17 protein-coding genes are annotated in these 17300 nt (G+C 65.5%); 15 read left to right on the forward strand and 2 right to left on the reverse strand.

All coding sequences use genetic code 11. From position 1 onward, the window contains the following. Nucleotides 1–10 precede the first annotated feature (10 nt). Both DFO47_RS09020 and DFO47_RS09025 read left to right on the forward strand, forming a co-directional pair. Nucleotides 11–1120, forward strand: a complete 1110-nt coding sequence (locus DFO47_RS09020; RefSeq protein WP_018763360.1) for a LacI family DNA-binding transcriptional regulator — start codon at nucleotides 11–13, stop codon at nucleotides 1118–1120. A 3-nt stretch (nucleotides 1121–1123) separates the two neighbouring features. Next, a complete protein-coding gene (locus tag DFO47_RS09025; protein WP_018763361.1) occupies nucleotides 1124–1528 on the forward strand; it encodes a DUF1003 domain-containing protein in 405 nt (134 codons plus the stop codon). Between the two features lie 9 nt (nucleotides 1529–1537). Here the strand turns inward: DFO47_RS09025 and DFO47_RS09030 are convergent, their stop codons facing one another. Continuing rightward, a complete protein-coding gene (locus DFO47_RS09030) occupies nucleotides 1538–2281 on the reverse strand; it encodes a FadR/GntR family transcriptional regulator (protein ID WP_018763362.1) in 744 nt (247 codons plus the stop codon). A gap of 228 nt (nucleotides 2282–2509) precedes the next feature. On the opposite strand from DFO47_RS09030, the gene DFO47_RS09035 reads away from it, so the two are divergent. From DFO47_RS09035 to DFO47_RS09060, 6 genes are all read left to right on the forward strand, one after another. Then, nucleotides 2510–3874 (forward strand): MFS transporter, encoded by a 1365-nt coding sequence (locus tag DFO47_RS09035; RefSeq protein WP_133831404.1) that lies wholly within the window; start codon nucleotides 2510–2512, stop codon nucleotides 3872–3874. A 93-nt stretch (nucleotides 3875–3967) separates the two neighbouring features. After that, the gene (locus DFO47_RS09040; protein WP_133831405.1) at nucleotides 3968–5710 is read left to right on the forward strand and encodes a dihydroxyacetone kinase family protein; all 1743 of its coding nucleotides are present in this window, start codon (nucleotides 3968–3970) and stop codon (nucleotides 5708–5710) included. After that, nucleotides 5707–6177: a ribose-5-phosphate isomerase gene (locus DFO47_RS09045; protein ID WP_109044201.1), complete on the forward strand. Its 471-nt coding sequence runs from the start codon at nucleotides 5707–5709 to the stop codon at nucleotides 6175–6177. The genes DFO47_RS09040 and DFO47_RS09045 overlap by 4 nt, the downstream gene beginning before the upstream one ends. Beyond that, nucleotides 6161–6973 carry a triose-phosphate isomerase family protein gene (locus DFO47_RS09050; protein WP_109044202.1) on the forward strand — a complete coding sequence of 271 codons (813 nt, stop codon included), beginning with the start codon at nucleotides 6161–6163 and terminating at the stop codon, nucleotides 6971–6973. The genes DFO47_RS09045 and DFO47_RS09050 overlap by 17 nt, the downstream gene beginning before the upstream one ends. Beyond that, on the forward strand, nucleotides 6970–7770 hold the full coding sequence (locus DFO47_RS09055) for a TIM barrel protein (RefSeq protein WP_133831406.1): 801 nt from the start codon (nucleotides 6970–6972) through the stop codon (nucleotides 7768–7770). The genes DFO47_RS09050 and DFO47_RS09055 overlap by 4 nt, the downstream gene beginning before the upstream one ends. Nucleotide 7771: 1 nt before the next feature. Then, nucleotides 7772–8632, forward strand: coding sequence for a phosphogluconate dehydrogenase C-terminal domain-containing protein (locus DFO47_RS09060; RefSeq protein ID WP_133831407.1), 861 nt, complete (start codon nucleotides 7772–7774; stop codon nucleotides 8630–8632). Nucleotides 8633–8732: 100 nt separating this feature from the next. Here DFO47_RS09060 and DFO47_RS09065 read toward each other — a convergent pair whose 3' ends face one another. Further along, entirely contained in the window at nucleotides 8733–9773 is a 1041-nt protein-coding gene (locus tag DFO47_RS09065) for a substrate-binding domain-containing protein (RefSeq protein ID WP_026265037.1), read from the reverse strand. A 294-nt stretch (nucleotides 9774–10067) separates the two neighbouring features. On the opposite strand from DFO47_RS09065, the gene DFO47_RS09070 reads away from it, so the two are divergent. The 7 genes from DFO47_RS09070 to DFO47_RS09100 are packed head-to-tail and all read left to right on the forward strand — an operon-like array spanning nucleotide 10068 to nucleotide 17295. Continuing rightward, nucleotides 10068–11387 (forward strand): extracellular solute-binding protein, encoded by a 1320-nt coding sequence (locus DFO47_RS09070; protein WP_133831408.1) that lies wholly within the window; start codon nucleotides 10068–10070, stop codon nucleotides 11385–11387. A 6-nt stretch (nucleotides 11388–11393) separates the two neighbouring features. Continuing rightward, nucleotides 11394–12296 (forward strand): sugar ABC transporter permease, encoded by a 903-nt coding sequence (locus tag DFO47_RS09075; protein ID WP_133831409.1) that lies wholly within the window; start codon nucleotides 11394–11396, stop codon nucleotides 12294–12296. After that, nucleotides 12296–13201, forward strand: coding sequence for a carbohydrate ABC transporter permease (locus DFO47_RS09080; RefSeq protein WP_133831410.1), 906 nt, complete (start codon nucleotides 12296–12298; stop codon nucleotides 13199–13201). The genes DFO47_RS09075 and DFO47_RS09080 overlap by 1 nt, the downstream gene beginning before the upstream one ends. Before the next feature lie 14 nt (nucleotides 13202–13215). Further along, complete coding sequence (locus DFO47_RS09085; RefSeq protein ID WP_133831411.1) at nucleotides 13216–14406, forward strand: Gfo/Idh/MocA family oxidoreductase; 1191 nt, start codon at nucleotides 13216–13218, stop codon at nucleotides 14404–14406. Between the two features lie 35 nt (nucleotides 14407–14441). Next, nucleotides 14442–15446, forward strand: a complete 1005-nt coding sequence (locus DFO47_RS09090) for a sugar phosphate isomerase/epimerase family protein (protein ID WP_133831412.1) — start codon at nucleotides 14442–14444, stop codon at nucleotides 15444–15446. Between the two features lie 50 nt (nucleotides 15447–15496). Further along, a complete protein-coding gene (locus DFO47_RS09095; RefSeq protein ID WP_133831413.1) occupies nucleotides 15497–16195 on the forward strand; it encodes a ThuA domain-containing protein in 699 nt (232 codons plus the stop codon). Next, nucleotides 16180–17295, forward strand: coding sequence for a Gfo/Idh/MocA family oxidoreductase (locus tag DFO47_RS09100; RefSeq protein WP_133831414.1), 1116 nt, complete (start codon nucleotides 16180–16182; stop codon nucleotides 17293–17295). The genes DFO47_RS09095 and DFO47_RS09100 overlap by 16 nt, the downstream gene beginning before the upstream one ends. Nucleotides 17296–17300: the final 5 nt, after the last annotated feature.

Genomic DNA, 17300 nt, shown 5'->3' on the forward strand with positions numbered 1-17300 from the left:
AAAGGTGAAGATGAACGGTGATGGAGCACGACGGCGGGACGTAACCGTTGCCGACGTCGCAAAAGCTGCGCAGGTCTCCAAGGCGCAGGCCGCGCGGGCACTGGGCAATTACGGCGCTGTCAGCGACGACGTCCGCGAGCGCGTCCTCGCGGCCGCCGAAGCGCTTTCCTACCGGCCCAACGAGCTGGCCCGCAGCATGAACACCGGCAAATCGCACACCATCGGCGTGGTGGTGGGTGACATCGAAAACCCGCATTTTGGGCTTGCCACGCGGGGCATTACGGACACGGCCAAAAAAGCCGGCTACAACGTCATCCTGGTCAACACTGATGAGGACCGGGCCGCAGAAGTGGACGCGGTGCGGGTTTTGCTGGACAAGCGGGTGGACGGCCTTATCGTCGCCCCGGCGTCATCCGTGGACACCGAACACCTGCAGGATGTCCACCGGTCCGGACGCCCCCTGGTGTTCATCGACCGCACCGCCGGTGACCTTGAGGTGGAGACCATGGCCGTGGACATGGTGAGGATTTCCCTGGAGGCCACACAATATCTTCTCGAGGCAGGGCACCGGCGCATCGCCTTTATTTCCACGCTGCGGACCGACTCGCCCTATACGCCGGGCATGACCTTGGAGTCCTCCCAGATTGCGGACCGCATTGAGGGGATGCGGCAGGCTTTCCTTGCTGCGGGACTGCCCTTCCCGGAAGACCTTGTCAGGTTGAATGCGGGCGACGAAGACTCCATCCGCAGCATCACCCGCGAAGTACTGCGGGACCCCAACCGCGCCACAGCCGTGGTGGCATCGGATGGCCTGATCGCCCTCAGTGTGGTCGAGGCCATCCAGGAACTGGGCCTGTCCATTCCGGCCGATGTTTCGTTCCTCATGTATGACGACTTCGCCTGGACCAGGCTCGTGAGCCCACCCCTTACCGTTATTGCCCAGCCCGTCTACAACATGGGCGTTGCAGCGGCCAAGGCGCTCATCCGCCAGATAGAGGGCCTACCCTCCGCCGCTCCGGCACAGTTTACTGCCACCTTGGTGCGGCGCGGATCGGTGGGACCGCTCCAGACGGGAGGGGACCGGGCCGACCTGCAACCGTCCGGACTGGGTCTACCCTGAGCCATGAGCCTCCAACAGAAGACCTGGCACGAGAAACACAAAGCTTCCCTGAGCAAGGGCCAGCGTGCCGCTGACATCATGCGCAACGGGATGGGAAGCTGGCCCTTCGTTGGCAGCTTCATCGGCTTCATGCTCATCTGGGCCGCCATCAATACCGTGGCACTTGCCGCCAACGCCTGGGACCCGTACCCCTACATCCTGCTGAACCTCCTGCTTTCCATGCTCGCCGGACTGCAGGGCGCCATTTTGCTCATCGCCGCCAAGCGGCAGGACGCCATTGCCGCAGCCATGGCCCAACACGACTACGACACCAATGTCGAGGCAAAAAAGGAGATCGAGCTGCTGATCTCCATGAACCGGGTCCAGCTGGAAATCCTGCAGGAATTGAAGAAGGCGGCTGCCAGATAGGGCGGCGCCCTACTGGGCGGCGTCGTATCCTGCCAGCAGGCGCCGGGACGCTGTCTGCATGTGCGAGCGCATGGTGGCGGTCACGGCGTCGGCATCGCGGGCCGCCAAGGCTTCGTGGATCCTGGCATGCTCCTTGAGGGCGGCCGCAGCATGGCCCTCATCAGTGAGGGCCCGGTCCACCCAGATCCGCAGCAGCGAGCGGATACTTTGCAGGAGTTCCTGGAGAACCTGGTTGCCTGAAGCCGCAGCGATTTCGCGGTGGAAGGCTGCGTCCGCCTCGACGAAGGCGCCGAGGTCATCCAAGGTGCGGGCCATGGTGTCCAGATTGTCGCGCATCCGTGCCAGCGCTTCATCCGTAATGCGCTCCGCGGCCAGCTGGGCAGCCTGCACTTCCAGTCCGCTGCGCAGTTCCACGAGCTCGCGCGTGCGTGGGGCGCCCAACATCATGCCCCAGCTCAGGGTGCGGGGCAGAAGCTCCGAGACACCGTCCCGAAGGTAGGTTCCGGACCCCGGCCGGACCACCACGATGCCCAGGATTTCCAGCGCGGCGAGGGCCTCACGCACCGCAGACCGGCCCACGCCAAGGGAGGCGGCCAGCGTGCGCTCGGCAGGCAGCCTGGTTCCCGGTGCAATGTCGCCGCTCGTAAAGAAGGCCAGCAGGCGCTCGGCCACTTCCGACACTACTGAACCCTGCCCCAGAGAGCCCAGGGCGGCACTGATCTTGGCCGTCGAGGCGGCGGATTCTACGGACACCTCCCAAGCGTAACAACTGGTTGACCACGCCCGACTGCAGGGAGGGTCCGCATGATGACCGCAATGTACTGACACCAACTCGTCAACCGGTTGACCAATTTACTTTTCGGTCCTATGGTGGAACTCACAGCTTCACGCACCGCGGCGCCTCCCAGTCCGCGCGTATCTGAGACAACCCCACGCCTCCAGTGACGGATGCGGCCGGGGCACCAACATCTAGGAGTCAATGTGGACACCACACAATCGGTGGTCGAAAAATCCGCAATCAGGAAAGTGGCGATCCGGCTTGTCCCGTTCGTCGCACTGATGTTCTTCATCAACTACCTCGACCGCACCGCCATCTCTTTCGCCGGCCCCAACGGCATGAACAAGGACCTGGCGCTGAACGCCGCCCAGTTCGGTTTCGCCTCGGGCGTGTTCTTCATCGGCTACATCCTGCTTGAAGTCCCCTCCAACCTGGCGCTCCACAAGTTCGGCGCCCGCCGCTGGCTGGCCCGCATCATGGTCAGCTGGGGCATCGTCTCCCTGCTGTTCACCTGGGTGGCCAACGTTGAACAGCTGTACATCCTGCGCTTCATCCTGGGCGTGGCCGAGGCCGGCTTCTTCCCCGGCGCCATCCTCTTCCTGAGCCTCTGGGTTCCCGCACGGCACCGCAGCAAGATCCTGGCTCTGTTCTACCTGGCCCAGCCGCTCACCACCGTGGTCGGCGCCCCGCTGGCAGGCCTCCTGATCCAGCAGCACGGCCTCTTCGGCCTTGAAGGCTGGCGCGTCATGTTCCTCGGCGTGGCCATTCCCGCCATCCTGATCGGCATCATTTCCTGGTTCTACCTGGCCGATTCCCCCGCGAAGGCCAAGTGGCTCTCCGCCGAGGAAAAGACCTGGCTGACGGGCGCCCTGGAAAAGGAAAAGAACGAAACGGCCGCCGGCAACAAGCACGTCAGCGTCCGCACCGTGTTCGGCAACGGCCGCGTCTGGATGCTCTCCCTGATCTACTTCGGCTTCATCTACGGCCTGTACGCCCTCGGCTTCTTCCTGCCCACCATCATCTCCGGCTTCGAAGGCATTTACGGCACCAAGTTTGACGTCCTCCAGAAGGGCCTGATCACTGCCATCCCGTACCTGCCGGCAGCCTTCGCCCTCTACTTCTGGTCAAAGGACGCCACCAAGCGCGGCGTCAAGACCTGGCACATTGCGGTTCCGGCACTGGTGGGTGGACTGAGCATCCCGCTGGCACTCTTTGCGGGAAGCCCGGCAGCCACCATCGCCGTCATCACCATCACGGCCATGGCCATCTTCGCGGCACTCCCCAACTTCTGGACGGTTCCCACCCAGTTCCTGACCGGCGCGGCAGCGGCAGCGGGCATCGCCCTGATCAACACCGTGGGCAACCTGGCAGGCTTCAGCGCCGGCTACATCACCGGCTGGCTCAAGGACTGGACAGGCGACTACACCGTGCCGATGTTCGTCGTGGGCGGGTTCATGCTGCTGTCCGCCGTCCTGATGGTGGCCCTCAGCCGCTCCGGCCGTGCCAGCGAGGGCGTCCGCACCGAGGCACTGGATCCCGCCGGCGCCGCACAGCACGCCGAACCGTAGCAGCCCGGGGGCATCCGCCTCATCCGCGGATGCCCCCGCACCATCCCACCCCCGAACCAGATCGTCCCCCCAGCCAGGCCCAGGAGCTTTCCCATGACCCGCCTCTTCAACGAACCTTCAGCCTTCGCTGACGAAATGATCGAGGGCTTCGTCGCCTCCCACGGACGCTGGGTCAAACGCGTTTCGGGTGGCGTGGTCCGCAGCACCAAGAGCATCCCGGACACGGTGGCACTGGTGATCGGCGGAGGCTCCGGCCACTATCCCGCGTTTGCCGGCCTGGTGGGCCAAGGCCTGGCGCACGGTGCCGCAATGGGCAACCTGTTCGCGTCGCCGTCGGCGCAGCAGGTTTACAACGTGGCCAAGGCGGCCAACAACGGCGCCGGGGTGCTGTTGGGCTACGGCAACTATGCCGGCGACGTCCTGCACTTCACCCAGGCCCAGGAGAAGCTGCGCAGGGAAGGCATCGACTGCCGCAGCATCGCCGTCACCGACGACGTCTCATCCGCCCCGGTCGAAGAGCACACCAAGCGCCGCGGCATTGCCGGGGACCTGACCGTGTTCAAGGTGGCGGCCGCCGCCGCGGAAGCGCGCTACGGAATGGACGCGGTGGTGGAAATCGCCGAACGCGCCAACCACCGCACCCGTTCCTTTGGTGTGGCCTTCAGCGGATGCACCCTGCCGGGAGCCATCCAACCCCTGTTCTCCGTCCCCGAGGGCCGCATGGCCGTCGGCATGGGCATCCACGGAGAGCCGGGCATCGGCGAAACGGCGATTCCGACGGCGGATGAGCTCGCCGGGCTGCTGGTCGCCAAGCTCCTGACCGAGGTGCCGGAGGGCGTGGAACCCAAGGGTGCACGCGTGGTCCCCATCCTGAACGGCTTGGGCAGCGTGAAGTACGAGGAGCTGTTCGTGGTCTACCGCCGCGTGGCGCAACTCCTGGCCGAGGCCGGCCTGCAGGCAGTGGATCCGCAGGTGGGCGAGCTGGTCACCAGCTTCGACATGGCCGGCACGTCCCTGACGCTCTTCTGGCTCGACGACGAACTCGAAGCCCTCTGGAACGCGCCTGCGGACGCCCCGGCCTTCCGCCGCGGCGCCGTCAGGGCCGAAGCGCTGGAAGAGACCGTCGACGAGGTGGCCGACGTCGAACTTCCCATTCCCGAGGCGACTCCCGCGTCCCGTGCGGGGGCCGTCCGTGTCCTGGCAGCGCTCGGTGCGGCCAAGGACGTGGTGGACGCCAACGCAGGCGAACTGGGCCGCATCGATGCGGTCGCCGGCGACGGCGACCACGGCATCGGCATGGAGCGGGGCGTCGGGGCCGCCGTGAAGGCCGCGGCAGACGCCGTCGCCCGCGGCGCCGGGGCGGCCACCACCCTCTACTTCGCCGCAGACGCCTGGGCGGACAAGGCCGGCGGCACCTCCGGCGCCCTGTGGGGCATGGCCCTGCGCGCCGTCGGTGACGCCGTGGGCGATGACAAAGCTCCCGACGCCGGTGCCGTCGCCACCGGAGTGGCCGGCGCCGCTGCAGCCATCATGGACTTCGGCAAGGCCAAGGTAGGTGACAAGACGCTGGTGGACGTGCTGGTTCCCTTCCGGGATGCCCTCACCGCCGGCGTGGACAGCGGAAAGCCGTTGTCCGGAGCCTGGGACGCTGCCGCCACCGCCGCGCAGCAGGCCGCCGAGGACACCGCCAACCTGCTGCCACTGATGGGCCGGGCACGTCCGCACGCCGAGAAGAGCCTTGGTACCCCGGACGCGGGCGCCGTCTCCATGGCCCTGATCGTGCGGGCCATCCACAACACCCTCAGCCAGAACACCACCATCAAGGAGAACGCATGAGCGCCAAACTGCGCCTGGTCATCGGAGCCGACGACGCCGGTTTCGACTACAAGGAAGCCCTCAAGGCCGACCTCGAGGCCTCCGACCTGGTCGAGTCCGTCGCTGACGTGGGCGTGGACGCCACCAGCCACACCCCTTATCCCTCCGTAGCCATCGCAGCGGCGGAACTCATCGCCGCAGGAAAGGCCGACCGCGCGCTGCTCGTCTGCGGAACCGGGCTCGGCGTCGCCATCGCAGCGAACAAGGTCCCCGGCATCCGCGCGGTGACCGCCCACGACAGCTTCTCCGTTGAACGCGCCGTCCTGAGCAACAACGCCCAGGTCCTGACCTTCGGCCAGCGCGTCGTCGGACTTGAACTCGCCCGGCGGCTCGCCAGGGAATGGCTCACCTACACCTTCGACGAAACCTCCGCCTCGGCAGAGAAAGTTTCCCTGATTAAGGACTACGAAGGTGTCACTTCCTGCTAAGCCCCGCACCGGACCCACGGCCATTATCGGTGTCAGCCTGAAGATGTACTTCGGCTACGCCCGCTCGGTGGACTACTGTCGCGATATCGCATCCATCGCCTTCGCCCACCCCGCGGTGCAAAACGGCGACATCGAACTCTTCGTCCTGCCCATCCTCCCGGCGCTCCCGGAAGCGGCACGGATCCTCGGTCCGGCAGGTGCTGCCACCGGAGCGCAGGACGTCTTCTGGGAAGACGAAGGCGCGTTCACCGGCGAAGTCGGCGGCAAAACAGTAGCTGAACTCGGTGGCCGGTACGCCGAGGTGGGCCACGCTGAACGCCGCCGGATCTTTGACGAGGACCAGCGCGTGATCGGACTGAAGACCGCCGCGGCCTACCGCAATGGCCTGACCCCCGTCCTGTGCGTCGGGGAACTGCACCGCGGATCCGTTGAGGAAGCCATCGCCCAGTGCACGGCGGAAATCGATGGCATCCTCAAACGCGCGTCATCGCTGGCAGCGGCCGCCAGGACCATCGTGGCATACGAGCCGCAGTGGGCCATCGGCGCTCCGGAGCCGGCCACGCCCGGGTATATCAACGCCGTCATTTCGGGCCTGGACGAGCACCTGCGCAGCCTCCCGGGGCAGGAAGACAGCCGCGTCATCTATGGCGGCAGCGCCGGGCCGGGCCTGATCACCCAACTCGGTCCCGCCGTCGCCGGCCTGTTCCTGGGCCGCTTCGCCCACGACCCCACAGCACTGAAGGCCGTCCTTGACGAAGCCGCGGCGCGGCTGCAAACGATGGCGGTGCCGGCATGACCTCACGGATTGGGCTGAGCAGTTACGCCTTCTTCTGGCAGCTCTCGGCCAAGGTCTCCCAGCCACTGAGCCTTCATGATGTCCTGGAGCGGACCGCGGAACTGGGCGTGGACCTGTTCCAGGTTTGCGACTACGCACCCCTGGAGGCCATGGCTGACCCGGAACTCCGAGCCGTGCGGGACACCGCGGACAGGCTGGGAATCTCCCTGGAGCTGGGCACCAAGGGCATCCGACCGGACCACCTGCGAAGGTTCCTGCACATCGCCGGCATCCTCGGCTCGCCGCTTCTGCGCACCATGGTCCACGCCCCCGGCCACAGCCCCACCACGGAGGAAGCGGTGGCGATCTTCAAGGACGTGCTGCCGGAATTCGAGGATGCCGGGGTGAAGATCGCAGTGGAAACCTACGAACAGGTCCCCACCGCCCGCATCCTGGACGTGATCCGCGGCGTGGACAGCCCGTACCTGGGGATCTGCAGCGACCCCGCCAACACCGTCGCAGCGCTGGAAATGCCCCGCGAGGTCATTGACGCCGTCGCCCCCTACGTCCTGAACATGCACATCAAGGACTTTGCCTTCAGCCGCAAGGACGGATGGGTGGGCTTCACCTACTCCGGCGCGCCGCTTGGCGAAGGCCTGCTCGACTACGCGTACATGGTCGAAAAAATCCGGCCGCACGAAAGAAACATCAACCAGATCGTCGAACACTGGCTGCCCTGGCAGGACACCGAGGCGGACACCATCCGGCTCGAAAACCAGTGGACCCGGCACAGCATCAAATTCCTAAGGAGCAAGTGAAATGTCAGCAGAAACTTTGACCGTCGCCGTCATCGGAGCCGGAGGCAAGATGGGGATGCGCGTTTCCCGCAACCTCCAGAAGTCCGGCCACATCGTCTTCTACAGCGAGAACTCCCCCGCCGGCCAGGAACGCGTCCAGGCCGAAGGCCGCCAGATCACCGCCACGGACGACGCCGTCAAGGGCGCCGACGTGGTGATCCTCGCCGTCCCCGACACCGTCCTGGGCATCGTCTCCGAAGATGTGGTGCCGCAGATGAAGGCCGGCGCCATCCTGCTCACCCTTGACCCCGCTGCCGCTTATGCGGGCCTGCTGGCCAAGCGCGACGACGTCGTCCAGGCAGTCGCGCACCCGTGCCACCCGTCGGTGTTCCTGGAGCGCACCACCAAGGAGGAATGGGCCGACACCTTCGGCGGCGAGGGCGCCCCCCAGAACGTCGTCGCCGCCATCGACGACGACGCGCCGGCAGCCACCCGCGACTCTGCGGAGGCCGTCATCCGCACCATCTACGCGCCGGTCATCGACGTGCACTGGGTCACGGTCAAGCAGCTTGCCATCCTGGAGCCCACCCTGGTGGAAACCGTGGCCTGCATGATCGGTACGCTGCTCAACGAGGCGCTGCACGAGACCGTCCACACGGCCGGCGTGCCGGAGGAGGCGGCCAAGGCCATGTTGTTCGGCCACGTCCAGATCGCCCTGACCAACGCCCTGCGCGGGTCCAACCCGTTCTCGGAAGCCTGCGAAATCGCCATCCAGTACGGCAAGGACACCATCATCAAGGACGACTGGAAGAAGATCTTCGACGACTCCGAACTCGACGGCGTCATCGCCAAGATGCTCAAGCTCGAAGCCGTCAAACGCTAGGAATCCCACCCGCACGGCGGCTGCCACCCCGGTCTTTTCGGCCGGGTGGGCGGCCGCCCGTCGTTTAAATCCTGGACCGGGCCAGGCCCCGGGCTTGCCGTCAGTCCGCGGGAGGTGCAGTGGATTCCCGGACGATCACCTGCGTGGCCAGTTCCACGCGGTGCGAATCCAGGACCTCACCGCGTGCTTGCCGCAGCAGCGACCGCAGGGCAGCCCGGCCCATCTCCTCCAGCGGTTGGGCCACGGACGTCAACGCCGGCACGGACTCTTCACCCTGGATGGTGCCGTCGAACCCGATGAGGCTGATGTCCCCGGGGACCCGGAGGCCGTGGTGTGCAGCTTCGGCCAGAACCCCCAGGGCGATGCTGTCGCTTCCGGCGAAGATGGCCGTGGGGCGGTTTTCGAGGCGGAGCAGTGCCTTCAGGCCGGCAACTCCGCTATCCCGGCGGAACCTGCCGCCGGTGACGATGTATTGGGGATCCACGGGCACGCCGTGGGCCGTCAAGGCCGCCATGTAGCCGTGCAACCGGGCCTGGTTGCACTCCGCCCGCTCGATTCCGCCGATGTAGGCAATGCGCCGGTGGCCCAGGTCCAGGAGGTGCTCGGTGGCGGCCTTCCCCCCGGCCCAGTTCGTGGCACCGATGCTGACCACGTCCGCCGGCGGCGGATTGAGCGGATCGATGACGACGACGGGAATGTGGCGCCGCCGGAAGGCATGCAGCTGCGCCTCGCTGAAGGCCGAGGTCACCACGATCATTCCCGCCCTGCCATCGTCGACCATGCGCTGGGCCCGGCGTTCAGCGCTTTGGGCGGAGGGTGCCGTGGGGCCGGTAACGCTCAGCATGACCTCGACGTCCTCGGCTGCGGCGAAGTTCAGTACTCCCGCCAGGACTTCGGAGGTATAGGCGGATGTGAGGACATCCACCACCACTTCGATCACCGTGCCTGTCCTGGTGGCGGTACGCCGCTGCACCGGCGACTGGTATCCGGCTTGTTCAAGTGCCCGGAGGATCCGGGCCCGGGTATCCGGTGCCACGTCCTCACGGCCGTTGACCACCTTCGAAACCGTGGGAGTCGAAACCCCTGCCTGCAAGGCAACTGCCGCCAGAGTCGCCTTTTGCGTGCGCTCAGTCCTTACCAAGGGACCATCCCATCCTTCGAAACATTTCGACTACGGCAATCTTGCACCCAATAACCCGAGAGGTCAATGAAGTCCCTCTAAGGATGCAAAAAGAGGCTGCGCGTGGCCCTTGACTGTGATGCGGCTCACCGATACATTTTGACAACCGACCGCAAGTTTTCGAAATATTTCGAGCTATCGTCGGTGCGACCATCAACCGAATCGATGTGGGTGATCCGCCTCGGAGCCGAGGCAATGCCTGCTTCATACGTTACCGGGACCCAGCGTTGAGCCCGGAGGATGAACGGAAACGACATGACATTTCGAAAGTTGCGTTCGGCAGCCGTGGCAATCACTGCGGCAGGACTGGCAGTCAGCCTCGCCGCCTGCGGTTCTTCAGGACCGGCAGGTTCCAGCGTCAGCAGCGACTCGGCCAGCATGTGGGGCCTGACCGGCGGCAACCAGCCTGTCCTGCAGAAATCGGTGGACGATTGGAACCAGGCAAATCCGGACAAGTCGATCAAACTCGATTTCTTCGCCAACGACGCGTACAAGACAAAGGTCCGGACGGCCATCGGCGCCGGTGAAGGACCCACGTTCGTCTACGGCTGGGGCGGCGGCGTGCTGAAATCGTACGTCGATGCCGGCCAGGTGGATGACCTGTCCACGTTCGTCAAGGACAACCCGCAGGTCAAGGACCGCTACCTTCCATCGGTGCTCAAGAACGGTGAAGTAAACGGCAAGACCTACGCGTTGCCGAACAACAACGTCCAGCCGGTCGTCCTCTACTTCAACAAAGACGTCTTCGACAAGGTCGGTGCCCAGCCGCCCAAGACCTGGGACGACTTGATGGCCCTGGTGCCGAAGTTCAAGCAGGCCGGCATCGCTCCCTTCTCCCTGGGCGGCCAATCGAAGTGGCCGGACCTTATGTGGCTCGAGTACCTCGTGGAGCGCATCGGCGGCCCTGAAGTCTTCGCCAATATCGCCGCCAACAAGCCTGGTGCTTGGTCTGATCCTGCCGTGAAGGAAGCGCTCACGAAGATCCAGGAGCTGGCCGGTGCCGGCGGGTTCATCAACGGCTTCTCTTCGGTGGCTGCCGACAGCAACGCGGACCAGGCCCTGATGTACACGGGCAAGGCAGCCATGATCCTGCAGGGCGGCTGGATCTACCAGGGCATGAAGAAGGACGCCGCGGACTTCGTCAAGAGCGGGAAGCTTGGCTACACCACCTTCCCCACCGTCTCCGGCGGCAAGGGAGACCCGGCGAACGTCGTCGGAAATCCCTCCAACTTCTGGTCCATTTCAGCCAAGGCGACTGACGCCCAGAAGAAGGCCGCCTTGGACTATGTCAAGGACGGCATGTTCACCGACGCGAATACCGACGCCCTCATCAGTTCCGGCGCTGTGCCGGTGGTCAAGGGAATTGAAGACAAGCTGGCCGCCTCGCCGGACAAGGATTTCCTGACCTTCGTCTATGGCCTGGCCAAGAACGCCCCCAGCTTCACGCTCTCCTGGGACCAGGCGCTCAGCCCGGCCCAGGGAGACGCCATGCTGTCGAACCTGGACCAGATCTTCCTGCAGAAGATCAGCCCGGACCAGTTCATCAGCACCATGAACGCCACGATAGGAAAGTAAGCGGCCATGGCGGTTCTTGGTTCTACCAACCGGGGGGTCCGTGACTCGGGCCCCTCGGGGTGGCTCGCGGTCCCGGCGCTGGTCTTCTTCCTCGCCTTTGCCGTCATCCCGCTGATCGGCGTTGTCTTCCTCAGCTTCACAAGCTGGAACGGACTGGGCGAGATCAAGCTGCAGGGCCTGGCCAGCTGGACGACGGTACTGACCGATCCGGTAACGGGCAACGCGCTGGTCGTGACTGCCAAAGTCATGTTCTTCTCGTTCATCGTCCAGGCCCCCGTCAGCCTGCTGCTGGGGGTCTTCACCGCCGGCGGCCAAAAGTACCGGGCGGCCCTTGCCGTCCTCTACTTCCTGCCATTGCTGCTGTCGTCCGCGGCCGTTGCCATCGCCTTCAAAGCCCTGCTCGATCCCAACTTCGGCCTGGGCCCCGGATTCAACCTGCCCATCCTCGCCCAAGACTGGCTGGGCAACTCGGATCTGGTCCTCTTCGTGGTCGTCTTCGTTATTGCCTGGCAGTTTGTCCCGTTCCACACACTGATCTACCAAGGCGGCGTGCGCCAGATCCCGGCCTCGCTCTATGAGGCAGCTGAAATCGACGGCGCAGGCCGGTTGCGCCAGTTCTGGGACATCACCCTGCCGCAGCTGAAGTACACCATCATCACCTCCTCCACCCTGATGGTGGTGGGCAGCCTGGCCTACTTCGACCTGATCTTCGTGCTGACCGGCGGCGGACCGGGCTACAGCACCCGGCTCCTTCCGCTGCATATGTACCTCACGGGCTTCAAGGCCAATGACATGGGCGCGGCGAGCGCCCTCGGCGTCATGCTGATCGTCATCGGCCTGGGACTGGCGCTCCTGCTCCAGCGCCTGGGCGGAAAGAACCGCAACGCGAGCCAATTGGAAGGTGCCTGATGGCGTCCACGACACAACTCCCGATTCCCCCTTCGCCGGCCACCGGAACCATCGCGGAAAAACCGGCTGTCAGGTCCAAGGGGCCAGGCCGGATGCGGCCGAACCTCCTGGGCGGCTTGGGCGGCTGGCTTTGGCTCGCCGTCATCATCGTGCCCATCTATTACGTGGTGATTACCAGCTTCAAGAACCAGGCGGGGTTCTTCACGTCCAACCCGATGCTGCCGGCAACGGAACCTACGCTGGATAACTACAAGCTGGTGCTGGACAACAACTTCGCCAGGTACTTCGCCAACAGCCTGATCGTCACGCTGGGCACGGTGCTGCCGGCGCTGCTGGTCTCCTTCATGGCCGCGTACGCCATCGTCCGCGGACGGGGAAAATTCCTGAGCCTGACGAACAACCTTTTCCTCCTGGGCCTGGCCATCCCGCTGCACGCCACGATCATCCCCATCTACTGGATGATCACCAAGGCCCACATGTACGACACGTTGCTGGCGCTGATCCTGCCGTCCGTGGCCTTTGCCATCCCGGTCAGCGTCCTCATCCTCTCCAACTTCATGCGGGACGTCCCCAATGAGCTGTTTGAGTCGATGCGTCTGGATGGTTGCTCGGACTGGGCCATGATGTGGCGGCTTGCGCTTCCCATGACCAAGCCCGCCGTCATCACCGTGGGCATCTACAACGCCCTCCACGTCTGGAATGGCTTCCTCTTCCCACTGATCCTGACGCAGAGTCCCGCCACCAGGGTGCTGCCCCTGTCGCTGTGGACCTTCCAAGGCGAGTTCAGCGTGAACATCCCCGCCATTCTTGCCTCCGTCGTGCTGGCCACCCTTCCACTCCTCGTGGTGTACGTCATCGCCCGCCGGCAGCTGCTCAGCGGCCTGACCGCCGGCTTCAGCAAGTAGAAAGGACCGATGCCATGAGCATCGCCAAACCCCTCCGGGTGGGCATGGTGGGCTACGCCTTCATGGGTGCCGCCCACTCCCACGCCTGGCGCACCGCGCCACGGTTCTTCGACCTGCCGCTGCAGCCACAGCTCACCGCAGTGGCCGGGCGGAATGCCGACGGCGTCCAGGCGGCCGCAGACAAGCTGGGCTGGGACTCGGTGGAGACCGACTGGCGGCGCCTGATCGAACGCGACGACATCGACCTCATCGACATCTGCACGCCCGGCAGTACCCACGCGGAGATCGCCATCGCGGCCCTCGAAGCCGGCAAGCACGTGCTGTGCGAAAAGCCGCTGGCCAACTCCGTGGAAGAAGCCGAACGGATGACACTGGCCGCGGAGACTGCCGCGAAGCACGGCGTCCTCTCCATGTGCGGCTTCAGCTACCGACGCACCCCGGCCCTGGCACTGGCCAAGCGCTTCGTGGAGCAGGGACGGATCGGCGACCTCCGGCACGTCCGGGCCCAATACCTGCAGGACTGGCTCTCCGACGCCAACGCCCCCATGACCTGGCGGCTGGACAAGGCCAAGTCCGGATCCGGGTCCCTGGGCGACATCGGTGCGCACAGCATCGACGCCGCCCAGTGGGTCACGGGGCAAAACATCAGCGGGGTCTCGGCACTGCTGGAAACCTTCGTCCCCGAACGTCCGCTGGCAGGCGACCTGGTGGGCCTGGGCGGCCACGGCGACGTCAGCAGCGAGGCCCCGCGCGGGAGGGTCACCGTCGATGATGCGGCCATCTTCAGCGCAAGGTTCGACGGCGGCGCCTCCGCGGGCGCGATCGGCGTGTTTGAAGCTACGCGGTACGCCCTGGGCCGGAAGAACGCCATGCGGCTGGAGATCAACGGCACCAAAGGTTCCCTCGCCTTTGACTTCGAGGAGATGAACGTCCTCTCCTTCTACGACGCGGCCGAATCGCCCGACGCAGGATTCCGCCGGATCTTCGTCACCGAGCCCGAGCACCCGTACGTCGGAAACTGGTGGCCCACCGGGCACGGCCTCGGGTACGAACACGGCTTCACCCACCAGGTGGTGGACCTCGTCACCGCCATCGGCGAAGGCCGGCAGCCTGAACCGTCCTTCGCGGATGCCCTGCAGGTACAGCGGGTCCTTGCTGCCGTGGAGTCCAGCGCCGCGAATTCGAGCCAATGGCAAAAAGTCTGAGCGATCCACAGCTCCAAGAACCCAAGGAACACCCAATGACACGACCAATCACGCTGTTCACCGGCCAATGGGCCGACCTGCCCTTCGAGGAAGTGGCCCGGCTTGCCGGCGAGTGGGGTTTTGACGGGCTGGAAATCGCCTGCTGGGGCGACCACCTGGACCCCCGCCGGGCAGCCGACGATGACAACTACGTCCAGGGCCGGCTGGATATCCTTGAGAAAAACAACCTCCAGGTGTTCGCCATCGCCAACCACCTGACCGGCCAGGCCGTCTGCGACGACCCCATCGATGAGCGCCACCAAGGCATCCTCTCGGCGGAGGTCTGGGGCAACGGGGAGCCTGAAGGGGTACGCCGCCGGGCAGCGGAAGCCATGAAGGACACCGCCCGGGCGGCCGCACGGCTTGGCGTCAAGACCGTGACGGGGTTCACCGGTTCCTCCATCTGGAAGGCCGTCGCCATGTTCCCGCCCGCCACGCAGGCAATGGTCGACGCCGGCTACCAGGACTTCGCGGACCGGTGGAACCCCATCCTGGATGTCTTCGACGACGTGGGAGTCCGGTTTGCCCTGGAGGTCCACCCGTCCGAGATCGCCTACGATTACTGGACCACGAAGCGGACCCTTGAAGCTATTGGCCACAGGGAAAATTTTGGGCTGAACTTCGATCCCTCCCACTTCATCTGGCAGGACCTGGATCCCGTGATGTTCCTCCAGGACTTCGCGGACAGGATCTTCCATGTGCATGTGAAGGAGTCCGTCCGGCAGCTGGATGGGCGCAACGGCCGGCTGGGTTCACACCTCGCCTGGGCGGACCCCCGCCGGGGCTGGGACTTCGTCACGGCAGGACACGGTGACGTGCAGTGGAACCGCATCTTCCGGACACTGAACGCCATTGGCTACGAGGGTCCCACCAGCATCGAATGGGAGGATGCTGGAATGGACCGCCTCATCGGCGCCCCGCAGGCCCTTGCCATGGTCCGGGAACTGGCACGCATCGCCCCGCCCGCAGCCGCTTTCGACGCCGCCTTCGCGAGCCGCTGATCCCTGCTCCTTCCGGCCCGCGAGGCCGGTAGCCAAACAAAGGAAATCCAATGACAGAACGCAAGCATGCACTTGTGGTCCGGGGCGGCTGGGACGGCCACCAGCCCTACGAGGCCACCGAGCTCTTCATTCCCTATCTCAAAGACAGCGGCTATGACGTCCGGGTGGAGGAATCCCCCAAGGTCTACGCCGACGCCGCGTACATGGCCGGGGTGGACCTGATCATGCAGTGCATGACCATGTCCACCATCGAAAAGGACGAGTTCGCCGGACTGCGGGCCGCCGTGGAGAACGGCACCGGCCTGGCCGGCTGGCACGGTGGAATCGCCGATTCGTACCGGAACACCTCCGACTACCTGCACCTGATCGGCGGCCAGTTCGCCTGCCACCCCGGCAAACACCCGGATGAGTGCATCGGCGAGCAGTCGGACAACTATGTGCCCTATACCGTCAATATGCTGCCCGCGGCGGCCGAACACCCCATCACCCGGGGCATCCAGGACTTCGACCTGGAGACCGAGCAGTACTGGGTCCTCTCGGACGACTACATCGACGTCCTCGCCACCACCACCCAAAAAGTCCGCGAGTGGGACCCCTGGCACCGCGAAGTCACCTCCCCCGCCATCTGGACCCGCCAGTGGGGCAAGGGCAGGATCTTCGTCTGCACGCCCGGGCACCGGGTGGAAATCCTGCAGGACCGGAACGTACGCACCATCATCGAAAGGGGCCTGCTGTGGGCAAGCCGTTGAACGTAGGGATCATTGGCTGCGGAGCCATCATCGCCCAGTACCTCGCCAACTTCCGGCGCCTGGACCAGATCCAGCTGGTGGCCGTCGCGGACCTGGATCCCGCGCGTGCCCAGGCCGTGGCGGATGACTACGACGGAGTCCGCGCCGTCTCCGTGAACGAACTGCTCGCCGCTGACGACATCGACCTGGTCCTGAACCTGACCATCCCCGCCGCGCATGCTGACGTTGCGCTAAAGGCGATCGCCGCCGGCAAGAGCGTCTACGGCGAAAAGCCGCTGGCAGCCACAACCGAGGAAGCACGCCAGGTGCTGGATGCGGCACGCGAGGCCGGTGTCGCCGTCGGCTGCGCCCCTGACACCGTGCTGGGCACCGGGATCCAAACCGCCCGCAAAGCGATCGACGACGGCCTGATCGGCGCACCCATCTCGGCCACCGCCACCATGGCAACTCCGGGGCACGAACGCTGGCACCCAAACCCGGACTTCTACTACCAGCCCGGCGGCGGGCCCCTCCTGGACATGGGGCCCTACTACGTCACGGCCTTGGTGACGCTGCTGGGACCGGTGGTGTCCGTGGTGGGTGCCGCCAGCCATACCCGGAACCAGCGAACCATCGGGTCCGGACCGCGGCAGGGCGAGCAGGTAGCCGTTAACATCGACTCCCACGTCACGGGCGTCCTGGTCCACGCCTCGGGTGCACTTTCCACCCTGTTCATGAGCTTCGACGCGGTAAAAACCAAGAGCCCCAACATTGAAGTCCATGGCGAACGCGGATCGCTGGTGGTGCCCGATCCCAACCACTTTGACGGCGACGTCCAGCTGTTCTCCCTGGGCGCCGAGGACTGGGAAACACTTCCCGCCTCCGCAGGCTACATCGACTCCGGACGCGGGTTCGGCATCGCTGACCTGGCTTCCACCCCGCAGGGCAAGGAACCGCGCGCGGGAGGTGCCCTGGCCTACCACGTCCTGGAAGTCATGGAATCCATCCTCGATTCGGCCCGCAAGGGCACCTCCGTGGCCATCCAGAGCACCGTGGACCGGCCCGAAGCCGTGGCGCTGACGCTCCTTGCCGGCCAGGCGGACGCCCTGCGGCCGCACTGACCGGC

It is taken from the genome of Arthrobacter sp. AG258 (genome assembly GCF_004364695.1).
GTDB lineage: Bacteria > Actinomycetota > Actinomycetes > Actinomycetales > Micrococcaceae > Arthrobacter.